A 23,054-nucleotide genomic window follows, 5' to 3' on the forward strand; every position below is an offset into this window, starting at 1 on the left:
GTAGCTGGAACTAGGCCGTCAACGAGTCCCCGTCCAGCCGCTTCTCGAAGAAGATCTCCGCATAAGGGTCGTCGTGGTACGGATCGATCTCCAGGAAGCCGTGCCGCCGGTAGAGCGCGACGGCCTCCACCAGATCCAGCCGGGTATCGAGCCGGAGCCGCTCGGCGCCCAGCCGCACCGCGGCCGTCTCGGCGGCCCGCAGCAGCGCCCCCGCACCGCCCATCCCGCGCCGGGCGGGCCGTACGAACATCTGCTTGAGCTCCGCGGTGCGCGCGTCCAGCAGCCGCACCCCGGCACAGCCCGCCACCTCCTCGCCGTGGCGCGCCACCAGCAGCACACCGCCCGGCGGTGCCAGATCGGCGGTCGGGTACTCCGCCAGCCCCTCCTCGATCTCCTCCGGCGTCGAATGCCGGTCCTCGTGCAGCGCGAAGTAGCGGTCGGCCACCTCGGTGTAGTACTCGCGCAACAACGCTTCGGCGTCCGGCGAACCGGCCGCTTCGGCGGAGACGGCCCAGGGGAGACGGAGGGTGGCGGCGTCACTCATGGCGCCATTGTCGCGGCCGGTCCGGTGCGCCGCGCAACGCATTTCCGGGTGACGCCGCCAGGCGGCGGTCAGCCCTGCTTCGGCCCGGCCTGCTGCACCACCTCGAAGGACCACAGCGTGGAACCGGACGCGGCGGGCTTGGGCCGCTCCCCGCCCTCGGCGCCGCCGCCCTGCTGGTGCGCGGCCTTCATCGGGCCCTCCATCCACGCCTGGAACGACTCCTCGTCCCGCCACCGGGTGTAGACGAGGTACTGGTCGGTGCCCTCCACGGGGCGCAGCAGCTCGAACCATTCGAAGCCGTCCGAGGAGTCCACGGTGCCGGCGCGCGCCGCGAAGCGCTTCTCCAGGACCTCGCGCTGCTCGGCGGGCACGGTCAGTACATTGATCTTCACGATGCTCATGCCGACCATCGTGCCGCACGGTGCCGCAGGGGCGCAGGTCAGGGCCGGGGAATCCGGGGAACGCCGAGGGCCCGGCCGGAAGTGTCGACGAGCGTCGAAGTGTCCGGCCGGGCCCTGTGGCGCATGGGTGCGGGCAGTTGGCGGGTGTCAGACGGTCGCGTCGGCCTTGGCCGCGCGGCGGATCTCCTCCGCCTCCGCCTCGGTCTCGACGGCCGGCGGGGAGCCGGGCAGCGGCTTACGGGCGCTCTCCGACATCAGCAGGACGGCGATGCCGCCGATCACGGCCGCCGCCATCATGTAGTAGGCGGGCATCATCTTGTTGCCGGTCGCGCCGATCAGGGCGGTGACCACCAGCGGCGTCGTACCGCCGAAGAGCGACACGGAGACGTTGAAGCCGATCGACAGGGAGCCGTAGCGGACCTTGGTCGGGAACAGCGCGGGCAGCGTGGCCGGCATCGACGCGGTGAAGGTGACCAGCAGCAGTCCGAGCGCGGCCATACCCACCGCGATGGCGGCCAGCGACCCCTGCCGGATCAGCAGCAGGGCGGGCACGGACAGCACCAGGAAGCCGAGGCAGCCCGCGGCGATGACCGGACGGCGGCCGAAGCGGTCGGTGAGCCGGCCCGCGAACGGCTGGGCCGCCATCATCAGGACCATCACCGCCAGCACGACCAGCAGCCCGTGCGTCTCGTCGTACTTCAGCTCCGAGGTCAGATAGCTCGGCATGTACGACAGCAGCATGTAGTCCGTGACGTTGAAGACCAGGACCAGCCCGACGCACAGCAGCAGCGACCGCCACTGACCGAAGATCATCTCGCGGATGCCGATCCGCTTCTCGACCTCGCGGCGCGCCTTCTCCTTCGTCCGCGCCTCCTTCTCCAGCTGTGCGAAGGCCGGGGTCTCTTCGAGCCGCATCCGCAGGTAGAGGCCGATGATGCCCATCGGTCCGGCGATCAGGAACGGGATGCGCCAGCCCCAGGAGTGCAGGTCCTCGGTGGACAGCAGCGCGGTCATCAGCGTGACCAGGCCGGCGCCGCCGACGTAGCCGGCCAGGGTGCCGAACTCCAGCCAGCTGCCGAGGAATCCGCGCGTCTTGTCCGGCGCGTACTCGGCGATGAAGGTGGAGGCGCCACCGTATTCACCACCGGTGGAGAAGCCCTGTATCAGGCGGGCGACGAGCAGCAGGATCGGTGCGCCGACGCCGATGGAGGCATAGGACGGGATCAGGCCGATGGCGAAGGTGCCCGCCGCCATCATGATCATGGTGATGGCGAGAATCTTCTGCCGGCCGATCCGGTCACCGAGCGGCCCGAAGACCATGCCGCCGATGGGGCGCACCAGGAACGCCGCCGCGAACGCTCCGAACGTCGACAGCAACTGCGCGGTCGGATTCCCGGACGGGAAGAAGACATGTCCGAGGGTGACCGCGATGTAGCTGTACACGCCGAAGTCGAACCACTCCATCGCATTGCCGAGCGCGGCGGCCGAGACCGCACGCTTGACCATCGCGGGATCGACGACGGTCACCTCGCCCGATGAGTGCTGCGCGGGATCCGCCCCGCGGTCCTTCCGGAGACCGGATGCGGCGTCGGCTCGACTGCCGGCGGGGTGACGGGGGCCGGGTGCGACGGGGGACTGCGTCGGCACGTGTTCGCTCGCCTGCGCTCTCTTGGACGACAACATGACACTGCCCGCCGTGGGGAGGCGGGCGCGGCCCGTCATGACGCGACGGGCAAAGGTCGACCATAGGGGCAGACCGGATCATCACGGACAGTGCGCGGACGACCGCGCAGTCGGCCGTATACCCGCTCCTTGCAGGGGAAACTCCCATTCGGGGAGCAGTTTGCGACCCCTCGTCCTGTGATCCATATCGCGAAGTTCTGCTGCAACCATCGGCTGGTTGTGACGTGTGCCACGCGCCGGAGCGGAGTGCGCCGGGCAGGGAAACGGCGCGGCGGACGCACTGCACCGCCGCGCCGAGGTGGATCGTCGCGTTCCCTCAAGGATCAGTCATGACCGCCCGCCCCGCCAGTCGGGGGCGCGGCCCGGTGCGCCGCTCCGTCCCCGGGCCGCCGACGTCTCACGGCATCCATGCCTCGTACGACATGACCTCTCCCGACTTGATCCTGAACTCCGGTTCGTCCTTGGTGAAGGTGATCTCCAGGCCCAGGAGTTCGCCGGTACGCGGATCGAGGATCACCATCTGGCGGGTGGAATTCGTTGCGCCGTCCGGGCCGTCGTACACATACGCCTGCCCGCGCCGGCCCAGCCGGTCGGTGACCACCCCCGCCTGCCGCAGACCGTCCGCACCGGCCAGCATCCGGACGAGGGCGGCCGTCTCCCGCGGCCCCGGCGTCCACTCCTGGCGGAACGAGGAGAGCGCCGACAGCAGTTGCGGCGTCGTGCTGGTGCCGCCCGCCCCGCCGTACAGCCACGACAGCTGTTCACGCAGCGCCTCGGCGTCCGTCGGGGGCTTCGTACGGCCGGCCAGCCCGCTGTGCCGGGCCTCGGAGCCCGCCGGATAGGTCTTGCGGTGCAGGACCTTGCCGTCGCTCACGGTCTGCCACTCGCCGTCGTTGTCGTGGATCACCGGACGGCCCGGGTGCCGCGGGTCGGTGGCCACGACCAGCTCCGAGCCGCTGCCGTCGTCGTTCCAGCTGGTGATGCGCTCCTCGGGCACGGTCACGGGGGGCGCGGCGTCCGGGCCTGTCTCCATGCTCATGTACCAGCTCTGCAGATGGCTGCCCCGCCGCGGCCCGTCCTCGGCGGCCGCCGTCCGCGCCCTGGCCTCCGCCCTGCGGGCGAGCACGTCCAGTGACACGGACGGTGCGTCGGCGTGCAGGGGGAGGGCGGCGGGCGCGGCGACGGCGGGGCTGCTGCCGGCGCCGGAGAAGGTGAGCACCAGGGCGGCGACAGCGGCCGCCGACACGGCGGTCAGGCCCATCAGCAGACGGCGCCGGCGCACGGGACGCGGGCGGACGGGCGGCACGGCACCGGTGGTGAGCGCCGCCAGACGGGCCTCCGCCCGCGCGGTCAGGGGGCGGTCGCGCCAGGGTCCCTCGTCGGCGGAGACGGGGTCGGCCTGCCGCAGCAGCTCCAGTTCGTCAGTCATGGCGGCGGCCTCCCGCTCGGGTCGGTACGGGGTGGGGGGAGAGGGGGCGGGGAGTGGCCGGGCGCGGCGCCGGTGCCGGCGCGGGAGGCGCGTCGGGCCGTGGTGGGGGCGCCTCGGGCCGGGCGGTGTCGCGCCGGCGCATTCGCTCGATCTGGGTACGGAGCCGGCCGCGCGCCCGGTGCAGCCGCATGGCCGCCGCGCTCCGGCCGCACCCCAGGGTCACCGCCAGCTCCTCGATGGTCAGTTCCTCCCAGGCCGTCAGCCGCAGCACCTCCTGGTCGGCGGGGGAGAGGCGGGCCAGCGCCTCGTGCACCCAGGAACCGGGCCGCTCGGCGTCCGGGCTGTCCACGGTCTGCCGGCGGTGCGCCGCCTCGTGATTGCCGAGCCGGTGCAGCAGCCGCCGGTAACGGCCCAGCCCCCGCACCGTATTGGCCAGACAGTTCCGGGCCACCCCGTACAGCCAGGGCAGCGGCGCGTCGGGAAGCTCGGCGCGGCGTCTCCAGGCTATGGAGAAGACCTCCGCCACCACTTCCTCGACCTCAAGTGCCTGCCCGTCCAGCCGCCGCGCCACAAAGCGGCTGACCGCCCAGTAGTGCGCGCGATAGGCCTCGGCGAAGGCGTCGTCCGTGCTCATGAACCCTTGGTGTCCGGCATGGCCCCGATCTTCACACCCTCCGGGGTGAAACTTCCCACCCCGCCCTGTCCCCGCGGGCAGTGAGGATCGCGAGGGCTCCGGACACCTACCGGGCATGAAGTTTCCCGTGAAGTGGCTGACGACCACCGACCACAAGACCATCGGCACGCTCTACCTGGTCACCGCGTTCGCGTTCTTCTGCCTCGGCGGTCTGATGGCCTTGGTGATGCGCGCCGAGCTGGCTCGTCCCGGCCACCAGCTCATGTCGAACGAGCAGTTCAACCAGGCGTTCACGATGCACGGCACGATCATGCTGCTGATGTTCGCGACGCCGCTGTTCGCCGGATTCGCGAACTGGCTCATGCCGCTGCAGATCGGTGCGCCCGATGTCGCCTTTCCCCGGCTGAACATGTTCGCCTACTGGCTCTACCTCTTCGGTTCACTGATCGCGGTCGGTGGTTTTCTGACGCCTCAAGGAGCCGCAGATTTCGGCTGGTTCGCCTATGCCCCGCTCTCCGACTCGGTGCATTCCCCCGGAATCGGCGGCGATATGTGGATCATGGGTCTGGCGCTCTCCGGCTTCGGCACGATCCTCGGTTCGGTCAACTTCATCACGACGATCATCTGCATGCGGGCGCCCGGCATGACGATGTTCCGGATGCCGATCTTCACCTGGAACGTGCTGCTGACCGGTGTGCTGGTGCTGCTGGCCTTCCCGGTGCTGGCGGCGGCGCTGTTCGCGCTGGAGGCGGACCGTAAATTCGGTGCGCATGTCTTCGACGCGGCCAATGGTGGCGCACTGCTCTGGCAGCACCTCTTCTGGTTCTTCGGCCACCCCGAGGTGTACATCATCGCGCTGCCGTTCTTCGGCATCATTTCCGAGGTCATTCCGGTGTTCTCCCGGAAGCCGATGTTCGGTTACATCGGTCTGATTGCGGCGACGATTTCGATTGCCGGTCTTTCGGTCACAGTGTGGGCGCACCACATGTATGTGACGGGCGGCGTGCTGTTGCCGTTCTTCTCGTTCATGACGTTCCTGATCGCGGTGCCCACCGGTGTGAAGTTCTTCAACTGGATCGGCACGATGTGGAAGGGCTCGCTGTCCTTCGAGACGCCGATGCTGTGGGCGATCGGCTTCCTGATCACCTTCACGTTCGGTGGTCTGACCGGTGTGATCCTGGCCTCGCCGCCGATGGACTTCCACATCTCCGACTCGTACTTCGTCGTGGCGCACTTCCACTACGTGGTCTTCGGTACCGTCGTCTTCGCGATGTTCTCCGGGTTCCATTTCTGGTGGCCGAAGTTCACCGGCAGGATGCTGGACGAGCGGCTCGGCAAGATCACCTTCTGGACGCTGTTCGTGGGCTTCCACGGCACCTTCCTCGTCCAGCACTGGCTCGGCGCGGAAGGCATGATGCGCCGTATCCCCGACTATCTCGCCGCCGATGGATTTACCACGCTGAACACCCTCTCCAGCATCTTCTCCTTCCTCCTCGGACTCTCCCTCCTGCCGTTCCTCTACAACGTCTGGAAGACGGCGAAGTACGGCGAGAAGATCGAGGTGGACGACCCCTGGGGATACGGCCGTTCGCTGGAATGGGCGACGTCCTGCCCGCCGCCGCGGCACAACTTCCGTACGCTGCCGCGTATTCGCTCCGAATCCCCGGCGTTCGACCTGCACCACCCGGAGATCGCACGCGAGATCGAAGCCATGGCGGCTGCCGAGGACGCCGCCCCCACCGAAATCGGGGCACGCACATGAGCGAGGGAAGGCGGAGGGGCGGACAAATGCAGAAAGCCGAGGGAACGGGGTGGGACGGAGGAATGCGGAGGGCTGCGGAAATGCCGCTGGACCAGGCCGTCAACGAGATCGAGGGATTTCTCCTCTGGGAGGCGGAGAAGGACCGGGCCCGTACCCGCGCGCAGGCCTTCTGCGCCGGTCTGCCCTGGCTCACCGACACCCAGCGGCGGGAAGTGGAGCTGCGCTACTGCCAGGACCAGCGCGACGCGTCGCGGACCTACCTGGAGCGCATCGCGACCCGCAGCGCCGCTTTGCGGACCGAGTACGAAGGCGTCTACCGGGCCCTGCGACGACGGCTGATCACCGCGTTCCTGAGCGGCACGGTGGCCGTGACGGTGCTGGTGACCGTGGCGGCCGTCGGCCTGAACGCACGCTGAGAGGGTGACGCCCGTTCGGGGAACGGACGCCACCCGTGGCTCATCCGGTGCTCAGCCGGTGACGGTGATCTGGGATGCGGGATCGGTGGTGTCGCCGACCGTGTAGGCGGCGTTGAACGCCGAGCTGGTCGCGCTGGTCGGACAGCCGAAGCCGCCCACCACCTTCACCGGCACCGACGCATTGGTGAAGGTGAGGGTGGACGGCGCGCCGTTGGTCCAGCTGCCGTTCACCGTTGCCGCCGAGGTGGGGGCCGCGGTCACCGTGCAGGACGCCAGCCCGCTGGTCTTGAGCACGAACCCGCCGGCCGGGATGGTCAGTCCGGCGGTCACCGGCGTCCCGTATTGCATGGCCACGCCCCAGGTGCCGGTCGTGGTGACGGTCGCGCTGACACCCGGCATGCTCGTCGTGCAGGAGCCGTAGGTCGCCGGAGTGGTGGAACTGCTCACCGGGCCTTCCGGGTTCTGGTTGCCGGGCGCGGCCGGCACCTGCCCACTGGAGACCGAGGTCGAGCAGGTGACGGTCACCGAACCCGCCTTGAAGGTGGCCTTGCCGCTGAGCGTGGCGGTGAAGCTGTGACCCGCGGGACTCACGGTCGTGGACGGCGCGGCGGCGGACGGCGTCCCGGCCGGCTGTGCTGTCGCGGGACTCGTCACGGCGAGGGCCAGACCGAGGGCCGCGACGATCCCGGTTCCGGCGGTGCGTAAGGCGCGCTGACGGGGCGTACGGCGGGTGGGGTGCGTCATCGTCATCGTGGTTCTCCTTCTGAGGGGTGGGGTGCCGGAGGAGCGGTGCGGCGGGTGGTGCGGGCAGCGGTCCGCCCCGTACGTGGACGAAGGTGTGGGGGTACGCGTACGGGCGGGCGCGGCGGACGGCGGGCGGGAGGCGGCTAGGGCTCGCAGGGCGCGGGCGCGCCGCCGCCCGGCGCGGCAGCGGACCCGGGTGCCTCTGGGGCTTCGGGTTCCGGCGGTGTGACCGGCTGCCAGGCAAAGATCATCGAGCCGCCGAGGATCCCGATGACGGTGCCGATCAGAAAGCCGCCGAGGTTGGACATCACCAGCGCGGCCGCCGCACACAGCACGGTGAGGACACCCGCGATACCCCGGTAATGCGGCGCGAACCACGCCGAGAGCCCCATCACGATCATCACCAGCCCCATCAGGACCGACGGGATACCGGCGATCCCCTGTTGCAGCATGATCTTCAGCGGTGCCAGAGGGATGGCGCAGATCTCGGCGCCGGCGATGACGGCCGCCAGACCGCCCCAGAAGGGCCGTCCCGTCCGCCAGCGCCGCCAGGTCAGAAGCATTCCTTCTTGCCCTTGGAGATCTTCATGCTCAGACCGGACAGCTTGAAGGTGCCCGCATTGGTGGCCCAGGCGGTCTGCCGGAGCTTGCTGATGCTGACGTCATCGGCCTGCTGGGCGAAGAGATCCTGCATGCCCTGGGCGCTGTCCGGTCCCTTGTCGAGGGTGGAGGCGTCCCGGCCGATCTCGATCTGGTGGAAGGACGCGTTGCCGGAGAGCTGGGTGGCGTCCACGAAGAGATTGGTCGCCTCGACGGGTGTGCTGCCCGTACCGGCGCTGAGGTTGAGCGAGATATCGCCGACGACGGGCAGATGGGTGACGACCGACTGGCACAGATGATGCAGCTGGGCGGTCTTGATGGCGGTGACGGCGACCGGCAGGAGATCTCCCCTGGCGTTGGTGTCGACACTGCCGTACTGGGCGAATCCGTCGCCCTTGAGGCTGTCCGCGGAGACCTTGAACTGCTGTCCCGAGACGGCGAACGACGCCGCCAGCGCCCCGTTGGCCAGGGCGATGCCCAGGGCGGCGGTGCCGGCGAGCGCCGGGACGGACAGCACGGCGAACTTCCGCCAGCTGATGCGTCCCGTGACAGGTCTGCCGTGTGCGTCTTTCATGGCGGTATGTCCCCTTCGAAGAGCGGTGGAGCGCACTGTCGAAACGTGTGGGGGGATGCGTGAGTGCAGGGTTGCGTGTGGTGCTGAAACGCGCGGAGGAGCCGGAGGTGAGCGCATGGGGGAGAAGATGCGGCTCGGGGCGCAGACGGTGCTGAGCGGTGCGCGCAATGAACTAACTGCCGAGTGTTTCTGGCGAGTTGAATGTAAGTCTGCCAATGACAGCTGGCAAGGTTGAGGGAGGAACCGGTTTCGGACATACCCCTGGTCCGGCTTTTCCTCGGCACGGTTTCGCGCGGGCCGGGCGGCGGGCCGTTGGCGGTTGCGCCGCGCCGCGGCCTGCCATGCTCCACGCGCCGGCGGGACGCCCACCCTCCTTGATCGGAGTGAGCGTCCCGCCCGTTTACCGTTCGCTTCCGCCGCCGCTCTCCTGCGCCGTGGCGCCTCCGTCAACCGTAGTGAACCTGCAGCTCCTTGACGCCGTTGAGCCAGGCCGAGCGGAGCCGGCGCGGGTCGCCCGCCAGGGAGATACCGGGCATGGCGTCCGCGATGGCGCCGAAGATCAGGTTGATCTCCAGGACCGCCAGGGACTTGCCGAGGCAGAAGTGCGGGCCGCCGCCCCCGAAGCCCAGATGGGGGTTGGGGTCCCGGGTGATGTCGAAGACCTCGGGGTGGTCGAACACCTCCGGGTCGTTGTTGGCGGAGGAGTAGAAGATCCCCACCCGCTGCCCCTTCTTGATCTCCGCGCCGCCCAGCTCGGTGTCCTGGGTGGCGGTGCGCTGGAAGGAGACCACCGGGGTCGCCCACCGGACGATCTCCTCGGCCGCCGTCCCGGGGCGCTCGCGCTTGTAGAGCTCCCACTGGTCGGGGTGGGTGAGGAAGGCATGCATCCCGTGGGTGATCGCGTTACGTGTGGTCTCGTTGCCGGCCACCGCCAGCAGCAGCACGAAGAAGCCGAACTCGTCGGAGCCGAGATTCCCTTCGTGCTCCGCCGCCACCAGCTGGCTGACGATGTCCTTGGCCGGGCATTCCTTGCGCTCCGCGGCGAGGTTCATCGCGTACGAGATCAGCTCCGTGGCCGCGTTGAGGCCGACCTCTTCGGTGATGGCCAGTTCGGGATCGTCGTACGCGACCATCTTGTTCGACCAGTCGAAGATGCGCGCCCGGTCGTCCTGGGGGATGCCGATGAGCTCCGCGATGGCCTGGAGGGGGAGTTCGCAGGCGACATCGGTGACGAAGTCCCCCGAGCCCTTCCGGCGCGCCCCGGCGACGATCTGCTCCGCCCGGTGGCGCAGCGCGTCCTCCAGGGCCCGGATCGAGCGCGGGGTGAAGCCGCGCTGCACAATCTGGCGGACCCTGGTGTGCTCGGGAGGGTCCATGTTCAGCATGATGAGTTTCTGTACGTCGATCTGGTCGCGGGTCATGGCCGCGTTGAAGCGGATGATCGAGGTGTTGAGGTTCGCGGAGAAGACCTCGGGCTTGGTGGACACCTCCTTGACGTCCTGATGACGGGTGACGACCCAGTACCCGTCGTCACCGAAGCCGGCAACACCGTGCGGCTGGGCGTTCCACCACACGGGCGCGGTCCGCCGCAGCTGCGCGAACTCGGGGAGCGGAACGCGGGACTGGTAGACGTCGGGGTCGGTGAAGTCGAACCCGTCGGGCAGCGCGGGACATGGCATCGGCGACTCCTGGTCCATCCGAGACGTCTGACGGTTCATCAGGTATGGGTGCGGTGAAGGTAATAACGAGTTCTACAAGTGGCAAGGGGTCTGGCGACTCCGGTTGTGGACAAGGGTGTTGCACGCCCCTTGCGCCCCGGAGGGCGTCTCATAAGACTGTTTGTAGAACTAGAACGCGTACTAGTTCTTCTTCCGTGGGTGCCGGGACATCCGCGGACGCGAGGAGAGGACGAGTCAGTCATGGCCGCGGAACCCGTCATCGTCGAAGCAGTACGCACCCCCATCGGCAAGCGCGGAGGCGCGCTCGCCAACCTCCACCCCGCCTACCTCCTGGGTGAGACCTACCGCGAACTCCTCGCCCGTACGGGCATCCAGCCCGACTGCGTCGAACAGATCGTCGGCGGCACCGTCACCCACGCCGGCGAACAGTCCATGAACCCGGCACGTAACGCCTGGCTGGCCATGGGCCTCCCGTACGAGACCGCCGCGACCACCGTGGACTGTCAATGCGGATCCTCCCAACAGGCCAACCATATGGTCGCCAACATGATCGCGGGCGGTGTCATCGACGTCGGCATCGGCTGTGGCGTCGAGGCGATGTCCCGGGTGCCGCTCGGCAGCGGCTCCAAGCACGGTCCCGGCAAGCCCTGGCCCGACGAGTGGAACGTCGACCTGCCCAACCAGTTCGAAGCGGCCGAACGCATCGCCCGCAACCGGGGGCTGACCCGGGAGAACGTCGACTCGCTCGGCCTGATCTCACAGGAGCGGGCGGCCGCCGCCTGGGCCGAGGAGCGCTACAAACGGGAGACCTTCGCCGTCCAGGTCCCCACTACCGAGGAAGAGCAGGCCGCGGGCCAGGGCATGTGGCGGCTGGTCGACCGCGACGAGGGGCTGCGGGACACCAGTATGGAGGCGCTGGGCGGCCTCAAGCCCGTGATGCCGACCGCAGTCCACACGGCGGGCAACTCCTCCCAGATATCCGACGGCGCCGCCGCGCTGATGTGGGCCTCCAAGCGCATGGCGCGCGCCCTCAGACTCAAGCCGCGGGCCCGCATCGTGGCCCAGGCGCTGGTCGGCGCCGATCCGCACTTCCATCTGGACGGCCCCATCGACGCCACCCGCGCGGTGCTCGGCAAGGCCGGGATGTCCCTCAAGGACATCGACCTGGTCGAGATCAACGAGGCCTTCGCCTCCGTCGTGCTCTCCTGGGCGCAGGTCTTCGAACAGGACCTGGAGAAGGTGAATGTGAACGGCGGCGCCATCGCCCTCGGCCACCCGGTCGGCGCCACCGGCGCACGGCTGATCACCACCGCACTGCACGAACTCGAACGCAGGGACAAGGAATTCGCCCTGATCACCATGTGCGCGGGCGGGGCACTGGCGACGGGGACGATCATTCAGAGGCTGTAGCGGAGAGCCGCCGGCCGCCGAGGACGCCGTGCGAGGGGGTGGGGGGCGCGGCCACCTCCCCAACCTGAGGAAAACCACAGCTGAGTTGGGTGGAAAGCCGCATTCTGCGAGGCGCGCGATCTCCGTACCGTCAACGGCATGACGAACAGAACACCGCGGCAGCACCCCTCTTCCTCTTCTTTCTCTTCTTCCTCCTCGCCCGCTTCCTCCTCTTCCCCTCCGGCAGCGGCCGGCGTGAGGCCCGCCTCCGACGGTCCGGCCGCATCCGGCATGCCGGCCGAGACGGGAACACCGCGCGGGCAACGACGCGTCCCGCGCGCCCTGGTGGCCGGCGCCGCCCTCGTGCTGGCGGCACTCACCACGGCCCCGGCCCTCGCGGCGCCGTCGGCCTTCACGACGCAGCGGGCAGAGTCCGGAGAGACGGTTCACGCCGCCGCCGCACCGAGAACCGGCCAGGGGCGCGGGACACTCCTCTCCCTCACGCCCCTCGGCCGGCAGAGCCGGGCCGAGGTCATCGGCCAGGCACAGAAACAAGGACTGGAGACCGGCACCGCCCGGCACGGCGTCGCCGCATACCGCCTGACCTACCGCACGATCACCCCCGACGGCCGTCCCGCCACCGCCTCCGGCCTGCTCGCCCTCCCGACGGGCGGCGGCTCCCGCCCTCTCCCGCCCGTCGTCCACACCCACGGCACCCTCGCCTACCGCGGCTACGCCCCCTCGATGGCGGACGGCCCCGACCGGGCGGTGTCGGTGCTGTACGCCTCGGCCGGCCGCGCCGCCCTCGCTCCCGACTACCTCGGCCTCGGCACCAGCCCCGGACGCCATCCGTACATGGACGCCCGGTCCTCCGTCTCGGCCTCCCTCGACATGCTCCGGGCAGCACACTCGGCCGCCCCGAAGCTCGGCGCCACCCTTGACCGCACGGTGTCCGTCACCGGCTTCTCCCAGGGCGGACAGGTGGCCATGGCACTGGGCCGCGAGCTGCACCGCGGCGCCGATCCCCGCTTCCGCCTCGGGATGCTCGCTCCGGTCGGCGGGCCGTTCGACCTCGTCGGCGCGGAACTCCCCGGGATGTTCGACGGCCGTATCGACCCGCGGTCCGCCGTCTTCTACCTCTCCTTCTTCCTCACCGCCCAGAACCGCCTGCATCCGCTCTACAACGACCCCGCCGAGGTGTTCCGAGCCCCCTACGCCGACCGGGTCGAGGACCTCTTCGACAGTGAGCACCCGGCGGAAGACATCGCCGGCAAGCTGCCCGAACGCCTCGAAGACCTGCTGACGGACACCTGGTACCACAAACTCCGGCACCCTTCCGGCGCCCTGCTGGAAGCGCTCCGCGCCAATGACCGCACCTGCGACTGGAAGCCGGGCCGAGGCGTGCGGATAACCCTCTACTCCGCCACCGGCGACCGGGACGTACCCATAGCCAACACCCGCAGCTGCGCACGGCAGTTGGCGGGACACGGGGCCAGGGCCGAGGTCGTCGACCAAGGGGCCGACGCTGACCACTACGCGTCCTTCCTGCGCTCGCAGCCGTCCATAGCCCGCACACTGCCCGTCGCCCGCTGAAAGGCTCCGGAGGGTGCCAGGGCCGTCCGGGCTGCGGCAGACGACCACCCGCCGGGCAAGGGCCAGGACACGGGTCACGTCACCGGGAGGCGGCAGCCCCCCGGGGCGGATCGGGAGCGAAGGAGGCGGGGACATCGAAGGCCGCGCGGCGGGTGGCGCGACGCAGAGCCTTGAGCACGGTGCCCCCGAGGGTGAAGGTGAGGATCACGGTGACCAGGGCCCGGGGGAGGTCCCAACCGAGGGAGGTGGCAAGGCAGTAGGTGAGATAGCGGGCGAGATTCTGACCGAGCGGGTCGCCGGGAACGAAGGAGACCCCTGAGGTCAGGCCGGCGATATAGGGCCAGCCCTGGAGGTTCATGACCAGGCCGTAAAGCACGGCGGAGACAGCTCCGTACGCCGCGAGCACCAAGAGTTCACCGCGGCCGCGCAGCCGGTCGGGCCCCGGCAGCAGACCGGCGCCCATCGACACCCACCCCATCGTCAGCATCTGGAACGGCATCCAGGGGCCGACACCACCGGTCAGCAGCGCCGACGCGAACATCGCCACGGAACCCAGCACGAACCCGAACCCGGGCCCCAGGACCCGGCCCGACAGCACCATCAGGAAGAACATCGGCTCGATGCCGGCCGTCCCCGCGCCCAGGGGGCGCATCGCGGCCCCGGCCGCGGCCAGTACGCCGAGCATCGCGATGGCCTTGGCGTCCAGGCCGGTGTCGGCGATGGTCGCCACGACAACGGCGAGCAGCATCGGCAACAGCGCGGCGAACAGCCAGGGCGCGTCCTTGGAATGGGCGAGCCCGGAGGCGGAGTCGGCGAGCAGCGGCCAGCCGAAAGCCATCACGCCGATGGCCGAGATCAGTGCCAGCGCGGTGATGGAGCGGGGCCCGAGCCGCACGGCACGGGCCTGGTGACCGGCGTCGGGGCGGCCGGAGCCGGAGACGGGTCCGAGGCCCTCCGGACGGGGTGGGGGCACGGTCATGCGAGGGCCTCCAGGGCGCGGGCCACCTGAGGAACGGTCAGCCAGGGCAGCGGGGCGAGGACCTTGGCGACCTGCGGTGCGAAGGAAGGAGAGGAGACGACGACCTCGTCGGTGGGACCGTCGGCGACGATCTCGCCGTCGGCGAGGATGACGACACGGTGCGCCAGTTCGGCGGCGAGTTCCACGTCATGGGTGGCCAGGACGATGGCATGGCCCTCGGTGGCCAGGGTGCGCAGCACCTCGATCAGACGGGCCTTGGCGGCGTAGTCCAGCCCGCGGGTGGGCTCGTCGAGAAGGAGCAGCGGCGGACGGGCGGTCAGTACGACCGCGAGGGCGAGGGCGAGCCGTTGGCCCTCGGACAGATCACGGGGGTGAACGGATTCCGGGACATCCGGCAGCAGCCGGGCGACCAGGGCCCGGCAACTGCCTGCGGGGGCGCCCGCGTCCTGGTCGGCCGCGGTGCACTCGGCGGCGACGGTGTCCGCGTAGAGGAGGTCACGAGGTTCCTGGGGGACCAGGCCGACGTGCCGCAGAAGGGCACGGGGGCTGGTGCGGTGCGGGACGGCGCCACCGACCCGCACCGTGCCGGACGACGGCTCATGCATACCGACGAGGGTGGTGAGCAGGGTGGACTTCCCCGCACCGTTCCGCCCCATCAGAGCGATCGTCTCGCCGCCCCGCACGTTCAGATCCACCCCGTGCAGTGCCTCGGTCCGACCCCGGCGCACACCGAGCCCGGAGATCTCCGCGGCAGCGTCCGACGCTGCCGGCGTGCCCTCCGCGCTCCTTCCCGGCGCCTGTGGCGGGACCCCCGTCAGCTGCTCGCGCAGCGGAGCGGCCTTGCGGCGGGCGTCGCGCACGGAGAGGGGGAGAGGAGACCAGTGGGCGAGGCGGCCGAGGGCCACGACCGGGGGGTGGACGGGGGAGACGGCCATGATGTCGGCGGGGGTACCCATGACCGGGGGAGCGCCGGGAGAGGGCAGCAGGATGACCTGGTCGGCGTACTGGACCACACGCTCCAGGCGGTGTTCGGCCAGCAGGACCGTGGTACCGAGGTCATGGACCAGCCGCTGGAGGACGGCGAGCACCTCCTCGGCCGCGGCGGGGTCGAGCGCGGAGGTCGGCTCGTCGAGGACCAGGACCTTGGGATGGGTGGTGAGGACCGACCCGATGGCCACCCGCTGCATCTGCCCGCCCGAGAGCGTGGCGATCGCGCGGTCGCGCAGCTCGGCCAGGCCCAGCAGGTCGAGGGTCTCCTCGACCCGGCGGCGCATCACCTCGGGGGTGAGGCCGAGCGACTCCATACCGTAGGCGAGTTCGTCCTCGACGGTGTCGGTGACGAAGTGGGCCGGCGGGTCCTGGCCCACGGTGCCGACGACATCGGCCAGTTCACGCGGTTTGTGGGTGCGGGTGTCCCGGCCGTCGACGGTGACCCGGCCGCGCAGAGTGCCGCCGGTGAAGTGCGGGACGAGGCCGCAGACGGCGTTCAGGACGGTGGATTTGCCGACGCCCGAGGGGCCGACCAGGAGACACAGTTCGCCCTCGGGGACGGTCAGGTCGATGCCCTGGACGGCGGGCGCCGCGGCGTCGCCGTAGGTGACCGAGACCTGCTCGAACCGGATCACTGGGTGGGCTCCTTCGTACAGGGAACGACATCAGGGGCACGGCGTCCGCCGCGGGACGCACCACCGGAACCGGCACGGTCCGCGCCCGACGGGAGCGGGGCGACGAACGCGGGCAGCAGCCCCACGAGAACGGAAACGGCCGGCCAGAGAGGGAGGACGGGGGCGGTCAGCGGGACGGCGGGCGGGTGCAGGGCGGTCGGCGCATAGTCGTTCGCCCAGATCATCAGGGCGGCGACGGCAATGCCGGAGCCCGCGACCAGCCAGGCGCGGGCGCCCCACCGCTCGGGCCGGTAGCGGCTGCGCACCGACCGGCGGCCACCGAGCCACAGCCCGGCGAGCGCCGCCGCCAGCCCGGCCAGCAGCAGCGGCAGCCCGTAGCCGCCCCCGGTGTCGCCCAACAGCCCATAGGTTCCCGCGCAGACGCCGAGCAGCCCGCCGAGGGTGAGCACGGACGTGGTGTGGCGTACGGCGGGCGGCACTTGGGCGCTGCGGCCGTAGCCGCGCGCGTCCATGGCCGCGGCCAGCGCCACCGAGCGCTCCAGCGCGCCCTCCAGCACCGGCAGCCCGACCTGGAGCAGCGCCTTGATCCCCCGGTCGGGACGCCCGCGCAGCCGGCGGGCGGCGCGCAGCCGCTGGACATCGGCGACCAGGTTCGGGGCGAAGGTCATCGCGACGACCACCGCGACGCCCGCCTCGTAGAGCGCACCGGGCAGGGACTTCAGGAGCCGGGCGGGGTTGGCGAGCGCATTGGCGGCGCCCACACAGATGAGGAGAGTGGCCAGTTTCAGCCCGTCGTACAGGGCGAAGACCATGCCCTCCGCGGTGACCCGGCCGCCGATCCGGACGCCCTTCGCCCAGTCCGGCAGCGGCACTTCGGGCAGGGTGACCAGGGTGTGCGTACCGGGAATCGGCGAGCCCAGGAAGAAGGCGAAGACCAGCCGGATGGCGATCACGACCAGTCCGAGCTTGACGAACGCGCCGTACGAGCGGGCCCACGGCGCGTCCGTACGACGTGCCGCGACGACATAGCCGGCCACGCCCACCAGCAGCCCCAGCAGCAGAGGATCGGTGGTGCGGGAGGCCGCGGTGGCCAGTCCCAGCGCCCACAGCCACCAGGCGCCGGCGTGCAGCGCGGTGGTGCGGGTCGCCTGCGGGGCGCTCATCCGCGTCGGCGGCGTGCCTGCCACACCGCTGCCGCACCCAGGACGGCGACGGCCGCGATCCCGCCGAGCAGCCCTGCGGACGGCCCGCCGTCCCCGCTCCCGCCGCCCTCGCCGTCTGCGCCGTCACGGTCCCCCGCTCCCGCGGACGGTGCGGCGGACGGCGCCTGTCCCTTCGACCCGCTCACCGCCTCCGCGCACCCCGCCTTCGGATAGCCGGCGATGGCACACAGCAGGGCATTGGCGTCATAGCGCAGCGGCCGGGCGACCGCCGCCAGCGCCTCGCCCGCCGAGGCGTCCTCGGGCACCTGGGCACACGCCGTCCTGGCCTTCGGCGGCCGCTCGCCGCCGGGCGCGTCCGCCGCGGTGCCGAAGTCCAGGACGATGCCGATCCGTTTACGGCCGTCCTCGGCGGGGGTGTCGCGGCAGATCGCGTCGAAGTCGGCGGCCCCGCGCGGCTTGCCGGCCGCGGCGGAGTCGGCGCCGACGGTGAAGCGGAAGCCCTCGACCGCGCCGTCGGCCGGCCGCAGGGTGGCCGGCCCTTGGGTGGCGTACGCCCAGGAGCCGCCCTTGCCGTCCCAGAACGACCAGTAGCGGTACTCCTGCGCCTGCGCGGGCCCGGCGGCCAGGCCGGTGACCGTACCGGCCAGCAGTACGGCGCCGGCGATCCTGGTACGCCGCATCAGAGCTGGTTCTTCTTCCGGCTGCTCAGCAGGAACCCGATGCCGGCGCCGATGGCGAGGCCGACGCCGATGACCCACCACACGCTGATGCCGCCGCCGTCCGCGGAGTCGTCGGAGTCCCCGGCGTCCTTCTGCGGAGCGGCGGCCGGCTTGGGGCCGGTGGCGTTGAGCGCGGCCACCAGGTCGGTGCCGCCGAAGGAGCGCGGGTCGGTGCCGGTGGCGTGCGCGGCCAGCACCAGCTGGGCGTATGCGGCGGGGCCGCTCTGCTCGGCCCAGTCCGCCGCGTTCTTCTCCAGCCACTTCAGCGGCTTCGCGGCGGCGGCACCGTGCCCGCCGGCGGCCAGCGCCACCACGGCGTCGGCGGTGTTGCCGACGTCGGGCTGCTTCTCGGCGCCCGGCATCGCGGAGAGCAGATGCTGCCCGTTCTTGTCGAGCTGGGCGACGAGGTAGGCGTCGCCGCCCTCCGCGGCCTGCGCCGGATCGCCCTTGCCCGCCTTCTCACCCCCGGTGCCCTTGCAGTTCAGCGGCTTGACCGGGGTGTTTGCGCGGTGGTCTGCGGGCGCGACGACAAAGCCCTTGCCGAGCGCTCCGGTCGCGGCGGCCGCGGTGGCGTCGGCGTTCGGGGCGGCGCCTTTGAGCTGGAAGGTGAACGCGCCGCGCTCGCCCTCCTTCGCATCGCAGCCCAGCTGGAAGGTGAGCAGCCCGTCGTAGGGGGTCTTGCCGCCCTTCTTCGACGTCACGGACCGCGGCTTCTCGCCCGCCGCCGCGAGTGCGCCGATGACCACGGACGTGGAGTTGGCGTCGCTGGCCGAACCGGGCATCGAGCTCCAGCCGCCGTCCTCGTTCTGCACGGATTTCAGCCAGTCCACGGCCTTCTGCACGGTGTCACCGTGCCCGCCGAGCGCGGCCAGTGCCTGCACGGCGGCGGCCGTCTGGTTGGTGTCCCGCATGGTCTTGCCGTCGCAGGGCTTGCCGGGTTCGGCGCGGAAGGCGGTGAACGCGCCGTCGGCGCACTGCTGCCCGACCAGCCAGCGCACGGCGGACGCCGCGGGCCGCAGCCCCACCGTGTCCTGCGCCAGCAGTGCCAGCGACTGCCGCCAGACCCCGTCGTACTGCGGGTCCTTGGTGCCGTACAGGCCGTCCGGCAGCTTCTTGGGGGACGCGGACGGGGAGTCGGCGTACGCGGCGGGGGCAGCGGCCGCGCCCAGCACCACCGCGGCCGCCAGCGCCGTGGCGGCGCGGCGCGCCAGGAAGGCGACGGGGTGCGTCAGGGGGGCCTGGTGAGCCATGGAAGCCATGGGGGCCATCGGGTCGGTGCCTCTCGGGTCGGGTCGCGGCGATGTACGCAGCCACGCTCGGCCGGCCACCCGCGCGCCGATCCCCTCGGATCGCGACGCGGTGGCACCGGGCTCAGCTCCGTATACCTCGACGGTGCCGCGCACCGGCCGTCCGTGTGGCGGACGTTTCCGGTGGCGGGAGCCTTGGTCGTGCCCCCTCGGGTGCTCCGGCTCGTACGGCCGTCCCTGCCGGGCCAGCCGGCGCGGTACGGACGGGCCGTCCTCACGGTTGCGGGTCAGCGCCGGATTTCCACCGGCTTCCCCCGATCGGGTACGGATGAAGTTGTCCCGCACACCTTAACCGGCACCCGCCGGGCGCTCGCTCGCACGTACGAGCCGACCGAACCGGGCGCGAGCCGGAGGGAGCCGCGCACGAGCCGGGCGGACGGGAGCCGGACGCGGGCCGGGCGGACGGGAGTCGGACGCGGGCCGGGCGGATGGGGGCCGAATGAGCCGGACGGACGGAGCCCGGCACGAGTTGAGCGCCGAACCTGCCGGGCGCCGAACCTGCCGGGCGCCGAACCTGCTGGGCGCCGAACCGGACGGAGCGCCGAAGAGGCCAGGCGCCGGGCACACGTCAAGCGGCCCGCCCCCGCCTCGCCACAGAAGGCGACGGCGGGACGACCGGGCTATCCCACCGCCCGGTAGGTCACCGGATCGGAGCCCGGCACCCCCTCCGCATGCCCCAGCTTCACCAGACGGCGCAGATGGGCCTCGGCCTCCGACACGGCGATGTTGCGGGAGCCGTACGGGATCTGCTCCCAGGGGCGGTTCCACTCCATGGTCTCGGCGAGCTGCCAGACGGTGCGCGGTTCCTGGAGCAGCGCTCTCAGCCGGGCAAGCCGTTCCTCGTGGTGGGCGATCAGCGCGCGCACCCGGCTGCCGGCGTCGGCGAAGGCGTGCTGATGGGCGGGCAGCACCTCGGCGGGGGCGAGCCGGCCGACGCGTTCGAGGGAGTCGAGGTAGTCGCCCAGGGGGTCGGTGCCCTCCCGCAAGCCCTCCCCGTCGTGCGCGCCAAGACCGTCGTCCGGGGCCTCGTACAGGCCGATGTGCGGGGTGATGCCGGGCAGGAGGTGGTCGCCGGAGAACAGCCGGCCGAAGCCGGGGGTCCGCGCCGAGGGGTGTTCCTCCTCCAGGTGGAGGCACACATGCCCGGGGGTGTGACCGGGCGTCCAGATGGCGCGCACCCGGCGCCCCGGCAGGTCGAGCAGTGCGCCGGGGTCGATACCGCGGTCCGGCAGCGCGGCCCGCCGGCCGGGCAGCTTCCGGCCGCCCCCTGTGGCACGCGCCTTCCGCAGAGGCGCCAGATGGTCGTCCGGTGCGCCCGCCGCCGCGAGCTTGGTGAGCAGGTAATCGAGCCACTGACCCGGTTCGGCAGCGCGCGTGCGGCGGACCACCGCGGTGTCGGCGGCATGCATCGCGATCCAGGCACCGGAGGCCTCCCGGACCTTGGCGGACAGGCCGTGGTGGTCGGGGTGATGGTGGGTGATCAGGACGCCGTGCAGGTCGGTGAGGTCGAACCCGCAGGCGGTGACGCCGGCGACGAGGGTGTCCCAGGAGTCCGGATCGTCCCAGCCGGTGTCGATGAGCACCGGCCCGCGGTCGGTCTCCAGGAGGTGGACGAGGGTGTGGCCGAGCGGGTTGTCCGGGATGGGGACGGCGATGCTCCACACCCCGCCCTTGTGGTCGGTCACCTGCGTGGTCATCCCGGTCCCCTCTCGGTGTGGCCTACACCCGGTACCCGGCCCTCACTATAACTAGAACTGGTTTCAATGCGGCCTGAAGTGCCCCTTCTGCTGCGGCGAGTTGGGATTCGGTCGGTGCCGTGGACTCCTCGAACTAGAACTGGTATCAGTTCCTGATGCGGTGAGTGGGTCTGAATACACCGCCGGCAAGCGCATCCGATGTCCCTTGGCAACCACGATGTACCTCGGCAACGACGAAGTACCTCGGCAACGACGAAGTGCCTCAACAGCGACGAATTACCTCGGCAACGACGATGCGCCTTGGCAACGGCGATGCACCTCGGCAACGACAGGGAACCGGCAGGGACCGCCGGACAGGCGGCCAACCCGCAGGAGGCGGCAGCGATGAGCGACCTCGTCGAGCACGGCAAGCTCTACATAGGTGGTGAGTGGGCCGATCCGGCCGGCCGCGACACGATCGAGGTCGTCTCGCCCCACACCGAACAGGTCATCGGCCGGGTGCCGCACGCCTCCCGGGACGATGTCGACCGTGCGGTGGCCGCGGCCCGTACGTCCTTCGCGTCCGGGGTGTGGGCGAACGCCCCGCTGGCGGACCGGATCGCGGTGGTGACCCGTATCAAGGACGCCTTCGCGGCCCGCAGCGAGGAGATCGCCAAGGTCATCAGCGCGGAGAACGGCACTCCCTTCACCTCCGGTGTCATGGTGCAGTCGCTGGCCGCGATGCTGGTGTGGGACGCGGCGCTCACGGTGGCCCGCGACTTCCCGTTCGAGGAGCGGCGGAGCGGGGTGCTGGGACCGCTGCTGGTGCGGCGGGAACCGGCCGGAGTGGTCGCGGCCGTGGTGCCGTGGAACGTCCCGCAGTTCACCGCAGCCGCCAAGCTCGCGCCGGCGCTGCTGGCCGGCTGCTCCGTGGTGCTGAAGGTGTCACCGGAGACCCCGCTCGACGCGTACCTGCTCGCGGAGATCGTGACGGAGGCCGGACTGCCGCCGGGGGTGTTGTCGATCCTGCCGGCGGACCGCGAGGTGAGCGAGTACCTGGTCGGGCACCCGGGCGTGGACAAGGTGTCGTTCACCGGCTCGGTGGCGGCGGGCAAGCGGGTCATGGAGGTCGCGGCCCGCAACCTCAGCCGGGTGACGCTGGAGCTCGGCGGCAAGTCCGCGGCGGTGATCCTGCCGGACGCGGATCTGGACGCGGCGGTGGCCGGCATCGTGCCGTTCGCCTGGATGATCAACGGCCAGGCCTGTGTGGCCCAGACGCGGATCCTCGCCCCGCGCAGCCGCTATGACGAGATCGCCGAGCGGTTCACCGCGGCGGCCTCGGCGCTCACCGTCGGCGACCCGCTGGATCCGGCCACCGAAGTCGGCCCGTTGGTTGCCCGCCGTCAGCAGCAGCGTTCGCTGGACTACATCGCGCTCGGGCAGAAGGAGGGCGCCAAGGTGCTGACCGGCGGCGGCCGTCCCAAGGAGCAGGCCACGGGCTGGTACGTCGAGCCGACCCTCTTCGGCGAGGTCGCCAACTCCATGCGGATCGCCCGTGAGGAGATCTTCGGCCCGGTCATCTGTCTGCTGCCGTACGACGACGAGGCAGAGGCGGTACGGATCGCCAACGACTCCGACTACGGGCTCTCCGGCTCGGTGTGGACGGCCGATGTCGACCACGGCATCGAGATCGCCCGGCAGGTGCGCACCGGTACGTACTCGGTGAACACCTTCAGTATCGACATGCTCGGCCCGTTCGGCGGCTACAAGAACTCCGGCATCGGGCGGGAGTTCGGGCCCGAGGGCTTCGGCGAATACCTGGAGCACAAGATGATCCATCTGCCGGCGGGTGCCTGATGGGGGACCGCTGGGAGGTGGTCGTGGACCGGAGCGTCTGCATCGGGTCGGGGATGTGCGTCGCCACGGCCCCGGACGGCTTCCGGCTGGATACGGCCCGGCAGTCGCACCCGGTGGCCCCGGAGGCGGACGCCGCCGAGAGTGTCCTGGCAGCGGCCGAGGGGTGCCCCGTGGAGGCGATCACCCTCACCGTGTCCGGGAGCGGCGAGGTGGTCTTCCCGCCGGAGGAGTGAGTGGCGGCCGCGCCGGAGGAGGTGGGCGGCCCGGGGTGCGGGGCGGG

General features: G+C 71.1%; 20 protein-coding genes, 1 pseudogene and 1 riboswitch. Of the genes and pseudogenes, 6 read left to right on the plus strand and 15 right to left on the minus strand.

Translation table 11 applies throughout. From position 1 onward, the window contains the following. Positions 1–10: 10 nt before the first annotated feature. The 5 genes from SLV14N_RS28055 to SLV14N_RS28075 form a co-directional block, all read right to left on the minus strand. Positions 11–544 carry a GNAT family N-acetyltransferase gene (locus SLV14N_RS28055; RefSeq protein WP_263271586.1) on the minus strand — a complete coding sequence of 178 codons (534 nt, stop codon included), beginning with the start codon at positions 542–544 and terminating at the stop codon, positions 11–13. Positions 545–612: 68 nt separating this feature from the next. Then, positions 613–945, minus strand: coding sequence for an antibiotic biosynthesis monooxygenase (locus SLV14N_RS28060; protein WP_018087982.1), 333 nt, complete (start codon positions 943–945; stop codon positions 613–615). A 147-nt stretch (positions 946–1,092) separates the two neighbouring features. Further along, positions 1,093–2,628 (minus strand): glycine betaine/L-proline transporter ProP, encoded by a 1,536-nt coding sequence (proP, locus tag SLV14N_RS28065; protein WP_263271588.1) that lies wholly within the window; start codon positions 2,626–2,628, stop codon positions 1,093–1,095. 397 nt (positions 2,629–3,025) lie between these two features. Further along, positions 3,026–4,057: a CU044_5270 family protein gene (locus tag SLV14N_RS28070; RefSeq protein ID WP_208684597.1), complete on the minus strand. Its 1,032-nt coding sequence runs from the start codon at positions 4,055–4,057 to the stop codon at positions 3,026–3,028. Beyond that, entirely contained in the window at positions 4,050–4,691 is a 642-nt protein-coding gene (locus tag SLV14N_RS28075; protein ID WP_262041544.1) for an RNA polymerase sigma factor, read from the minus strand. The genes SLV14N_RS28070 and SLV14N_RS28075 overlap by 8 nt, the downstream gene beginning before the upstream one ends. Before the next feature lie 127 nt (positions 4,692–4,818). Here SLV14N_RS28075 and ctaD point away from each other — a divergent pair. Next, positions 4,819–6,384, plus strand: a pseudogene (ctaD, locus tag SLV14N_RS28080) (cytochrome c oxidase subunit I); the annotation flags it as partial. 149 nt (positions 6,385–6,533) lie between these two features. Continuing rightward, positions 6,534–6,869, plus strand: coding sequence for a hypothetical protein (locus SLV14N_RS28085; RefSeq protein WP_208684604.1), 336 nt, complete (start codon positions 6,534–6,536; stop codon positions 6,867–6,869). 51 nt (positions 6,870–6,920) lie between these two features. Here SLV14N_RS28085 and SLV14N_RS28090 read toward each other — a convergent pair whose 3' ends face one another. The 4 genes from SLV14N_RS28090 to SLV14N_RS28105 form a co-directional block, all read right to left on the minus strand. Continuing rightward, a complete protein-coding gene (locus SLV14N_RS28090) occupies positions 6,921–7,619 on the minus strand; it encodes a hypothetical protein (RefSeq protein WP_263271591.1) in 699 nt (232 codons plus the stop codon). 137 nt (positions 7,620–7,756) lie between these two features. Continuing rightward, positions 7,757–8,176, minus strand: coding sequence for a DUF6114 domain-containing protein (locus SLV14N_RS28095; protein WP_208684609.1), 420 nt, complete (start codon positions 8,174–8,176; stop codon positions 7,757–7,759). Beyond that, entirely contained in the window at positions 8,167–8,787 is a 621-nt protein-coding gene (locus SLV14N_RS28100; RefSeq protein ID WP_208684611.1) for a DUF6230 family protein, read from the minus strand. The genes SLV14N_RS28095 and SLV14N_RS28100 overlap by 10 nt, the downstream gene beginning before the upstream one ends. Before the next feature lie 446 nt (positions 8,788–9,233). Further along, complete coding sequence (locus tag SLV14N_RS28105) at positions 9,234–10,466, minus strand: cytochrome P450 (RefSeq protein WP_208684612.1); 1,233 nt, start codon at positions 10,464–10,466, stop codon at positions 9,234–9,236. Positions 10,467–10,706: 240 nt separating this feature from the next. On the opposite strand from SLV14N_RS28105, the gene SLV14N_RS28110 reads away from it, so the two are divergent. Then, the gene (locus SLV14N_RS28110; RefSeq protein ID WP_208684614.1) at positions 10,707–11,876 is read left to right on the plus strand and encodes a steroid 3-ketoacyl-CoA thiolase; all 1,170 of its coding nucleotides are present in this window, start codon (positions 10,707–10,709) and stop codon (positions 11,874–11,876) included. A gap of 270 nt (positions 11,877–12,146) precedes the next feature. After that, positions 12,147–13,448, plus strand: coding sequence for a S9 family peptidase (locus tag SLV14N_RS28115; RefSeq protein WP_263271592.1), 1,302 nt, complete (start codon positions 12,147–12,149; stop codon positions 13,446–13,448). A 79-nt stretch (positions 13,449–13,527) separates the two neighbouring features. Here the strand turns inward: SLV14N_RS28115 and SLV14N_RS28120 are convergent, their stop codons facing one another. The 6 genes from SLV14N_RS28120 to SLV14N_RS28145 form a co-directional block, all read right to left on the minus strand. Beyond that, positions 13,528–14,427 carry an ECF transporter S component gene (locus SLV14N_RS28120; RefSeq protein ID WP_263271593.1) on the minus strand — a complete coding sequence of 300 codons (900 nt, stop codon included), beginning with the start codon at positions 14,425–14,427 and terminating at the stop codon, positions 13,528–13,530. Further along, complete coding sequence (locus tag SLV14N_RS28125) at positions 14,424–16,052, minus strand: ABC transporter ATP-binding protein (protein ID WP_263271596.1); 1,629 nt, start codon at positions 16,050–16,052, stop codon at positions 14,424–14,426. The genes SLV14N_RS28120 and SLV14N_RS28125 overlap by 4 nt, the downstream gene beginning before the upstream one ends. Continuing rightward, positions 16,049–17,215, minus strand: a complete 1,167-nt coding sequence (locus SLV14N_RS28130; protein WP_263271598.1) for a CbiQ family ECF transporter T component — start codon at positions 17,213–17,215, stop codon at positions 16,049–16,051. Before SLV14N_RS28130 ends, SLV14N_RS28125 begins: the two co-directional genes overlap by 4 nt. Further along, the gene (locus SLV14N_RS28135; protein WP_263271599.1) at positions 17,212–17,895 is read right to left on the minus strand and encodes an SCO2322 family protein; all 684 of its coding nucleotides are present in this window, start codon (positions 17,893–17,895) and stop codon (positions 17,212–17,214) included. Before SLV14N_RS28135 ends, SLV14N_RS28130 begins: the two co-directional genes overlap by 4 nt. Next, a complete protein-coding gene (locus SLV14N_RS28140) occupies positions 17,895–19,202 on the minus strand; it encodes a prenyltransferase/squalene oxidase repeat-containing protein (RefSeq protein ID WP_263271600.1) in 1,308 nt (435 codons plus the stop codon). Before SLV14N_RS28140 ends, SLV14N_RS28135 begins: the two co-directional genes overlap by 1 nt. Positions 19,203–19,371: 169 nt before the next feature. Continuing rightward, positions 19,372–19,533, minus strand: a riboswitch (cobalamin riboswitch). Between the two features lie 328 nt (positions 19,534–19,861). Then, positions 19,862–20,938 (minus strand): MBL fold metallo-hydrolase, encoded by a 1,077-nt coding sequence (locus SLV14N_RS28145; RefSeq protein ID WP_263271602.1) that lies wholly within the window; start codon positions 20,936–20,938, stop codon positions 19,862–19,864. A gap of 384 nt (positions 20,939–21,322) precedes the next feature. On the opposite strand from SLV14N_RS28145, the gene SLV14N_RS28150 reads away from it, so the two are divergent. Together SLV14N_RS28150 and SLV14N_RS28155 are read left to right on the plus strand one after the other, a co-directional pair. Next, positions 21,323–22,774, plus strand: a complete 1,452-nt coding sequence (locus SLV14N_RS28150) for an aldehyde dehydrogenase (protein WP_263271603.1) — start codon at positions 21,323–21,325, stop codon at positions 22,772–22,774. Then, positions 22,774–23,007, plus strand: a complete 234-nt coding sequence (locus SLV14N_RS28155) for a ferredoxin (protein ID WP_263271604.1) — start codon at positions 22,774–22,776, stop codon at positions 23,005–23,007. Before SLV14N_RS28150 ends, SLV14N_RS28155 begins: the two co-directional genes overlap by 1 nt. Positions 23,008–23,054: the final 47 nt, after the last annotated feature.

This window comes from Streptomyces sp. Je 1-4 4N24, from assembly GCF_026239515.1.
In the GTDB taxonomy this organism is placed as follows: Bacteria; Actinomycetota; Actinomycetes; order Streptomycetales; family Streptomycetaceae; genus Streptomyces; species Streptomyces nigrescens.

Coding starts and splice junctions, on each gene's coding strand:
- SLV14N_RS28055 (WP_263271586.1), bottom strand. CDS start 544: ATGAGTGACGCCGCCACCCTCCGTCTCCCCTGGGCCGTCTCCGCCGAA.
- SLV14N_RS28060 (WP_018087982.1), bottom strand. CDS start 945: ATGAGCATCGTGAAGATCAATGTACTGACCGTGCCCGCCGAGCAGCGC.
- proP (WP_263271588.1), bottom strand. CDS start 2,628: ATGTTGTCGTCCAAGAGAGCGCAGGCGAGCGAACACGTGCCGACGCAG.
- SLV14N_RS28070 (WP_208684597.1), bottom strand. CDS start 4,057: ATGACTGACGAACTGGAGCTGCTGCGGCAGGCCGACCCCGTCTCCGCC.
- SLV14N_RS28075 (WP_262041544.1), bottom strand. CDS start 4,691: ATGAGCACGGACGACGCCTTCGCCGAGGCCTATCGCGCGCACTACTGG.
- SLV14N_RS28085 (WP_208684604.1), top strand. CDS start 6,534: ATGCCGCTGGACCAGGCCGTCAACGAGATCGAGGGATTTCTCCTCTGG.
- SLV14N_RS28090 (WP_263271591.1), bottom strand. CDS start 7,619: ATGACGATGACGCACCCCACCCGCCGTACGCCCCGTCAGCGCGCCTTA.
- SLV14N_RS28095 (WP_208684609.1), bottom strand. CDS start 8,176: ATGCTTCTGACCTGGCGGCGCTGGCGGACGGGACGGCCCTTCTGGGGC.
- SLV14N_RS28100 (WP_208684611.1), bottom strand. CDS start 8,787: ATGAAAGACGCACACGGCAGACCTGTCACGGGACGCATCAGCTGGCGG.
- SLV14N_RS28105 (WP_208684612.1), bottom strand. CDS start 10,466: ATGCCATGTCCCGCGCTGCCCGACGGGTTCGACTTCACCGACCCCGAC.
- SLV14N_RS28110 (WP_208684614.1), top strand. CDS start 10,707: ATGGCCGCGGAACCCGTCATCGTCGAAGCAGTACGCACCCCCATCGGC.
- SLV14N_RS28115 (WP_263271592.1), top strand. CDS start 12,147: ATGCCGGCCGAGACGGGAACACCGCGCGGGCAACGACGCGTCCCGCGC.
- SLV14N_RS28120 (WP_263271593.1), bottom strand. CDS start 14,427: ATGACCGTGCCCCCACCCCGTCCGGAGGGCCTCGGACCCGTCTCCGGC.
- SLV14N_RS28130 (WP_263271598.1), bottom strand. CDS start 17,215: ATGAGCGCCCCGCAGGCGACCCGCACCACCGCGCTGCACGCCGGCGCC.
- SLV14N_RS28135 (WP_263271599.1), bottom strand. CDS start 17,895: ATGCGGCGTACCAGGATCGCCGGCGCCGTACTGCTGGCCGGTACGGTC.
- SLV14N_RS28140 (WP_263271600.1), bottom strand. CDS start 19,202: ATGGCCCCCATGGCTTCCATGGCTCACCAGGCCCCCCTGACGCACCCC.
- SLV14N_RS28145 (WP_263271602.1), bottom strand. CDS start 20,938: ATGACCACGCAGGTGACCGACCACAAGGGCGGGGTGTGGAGCATCGCC.
- SLV14N_RS28150 (WP_263271603.1), top strand. CDS start 21,323: ATGAGCGACCTCGTCGAGCACGGCAAGCTCTACATAGGTGGTGAGTGG.
- SLV14N_RS28155 (WP_263271604.1), top strand. CDS start 22,774: ATGGGGGACCGCTGGGAGGTGGTCGTGGACCGGAGCGTCTGCATCGGG.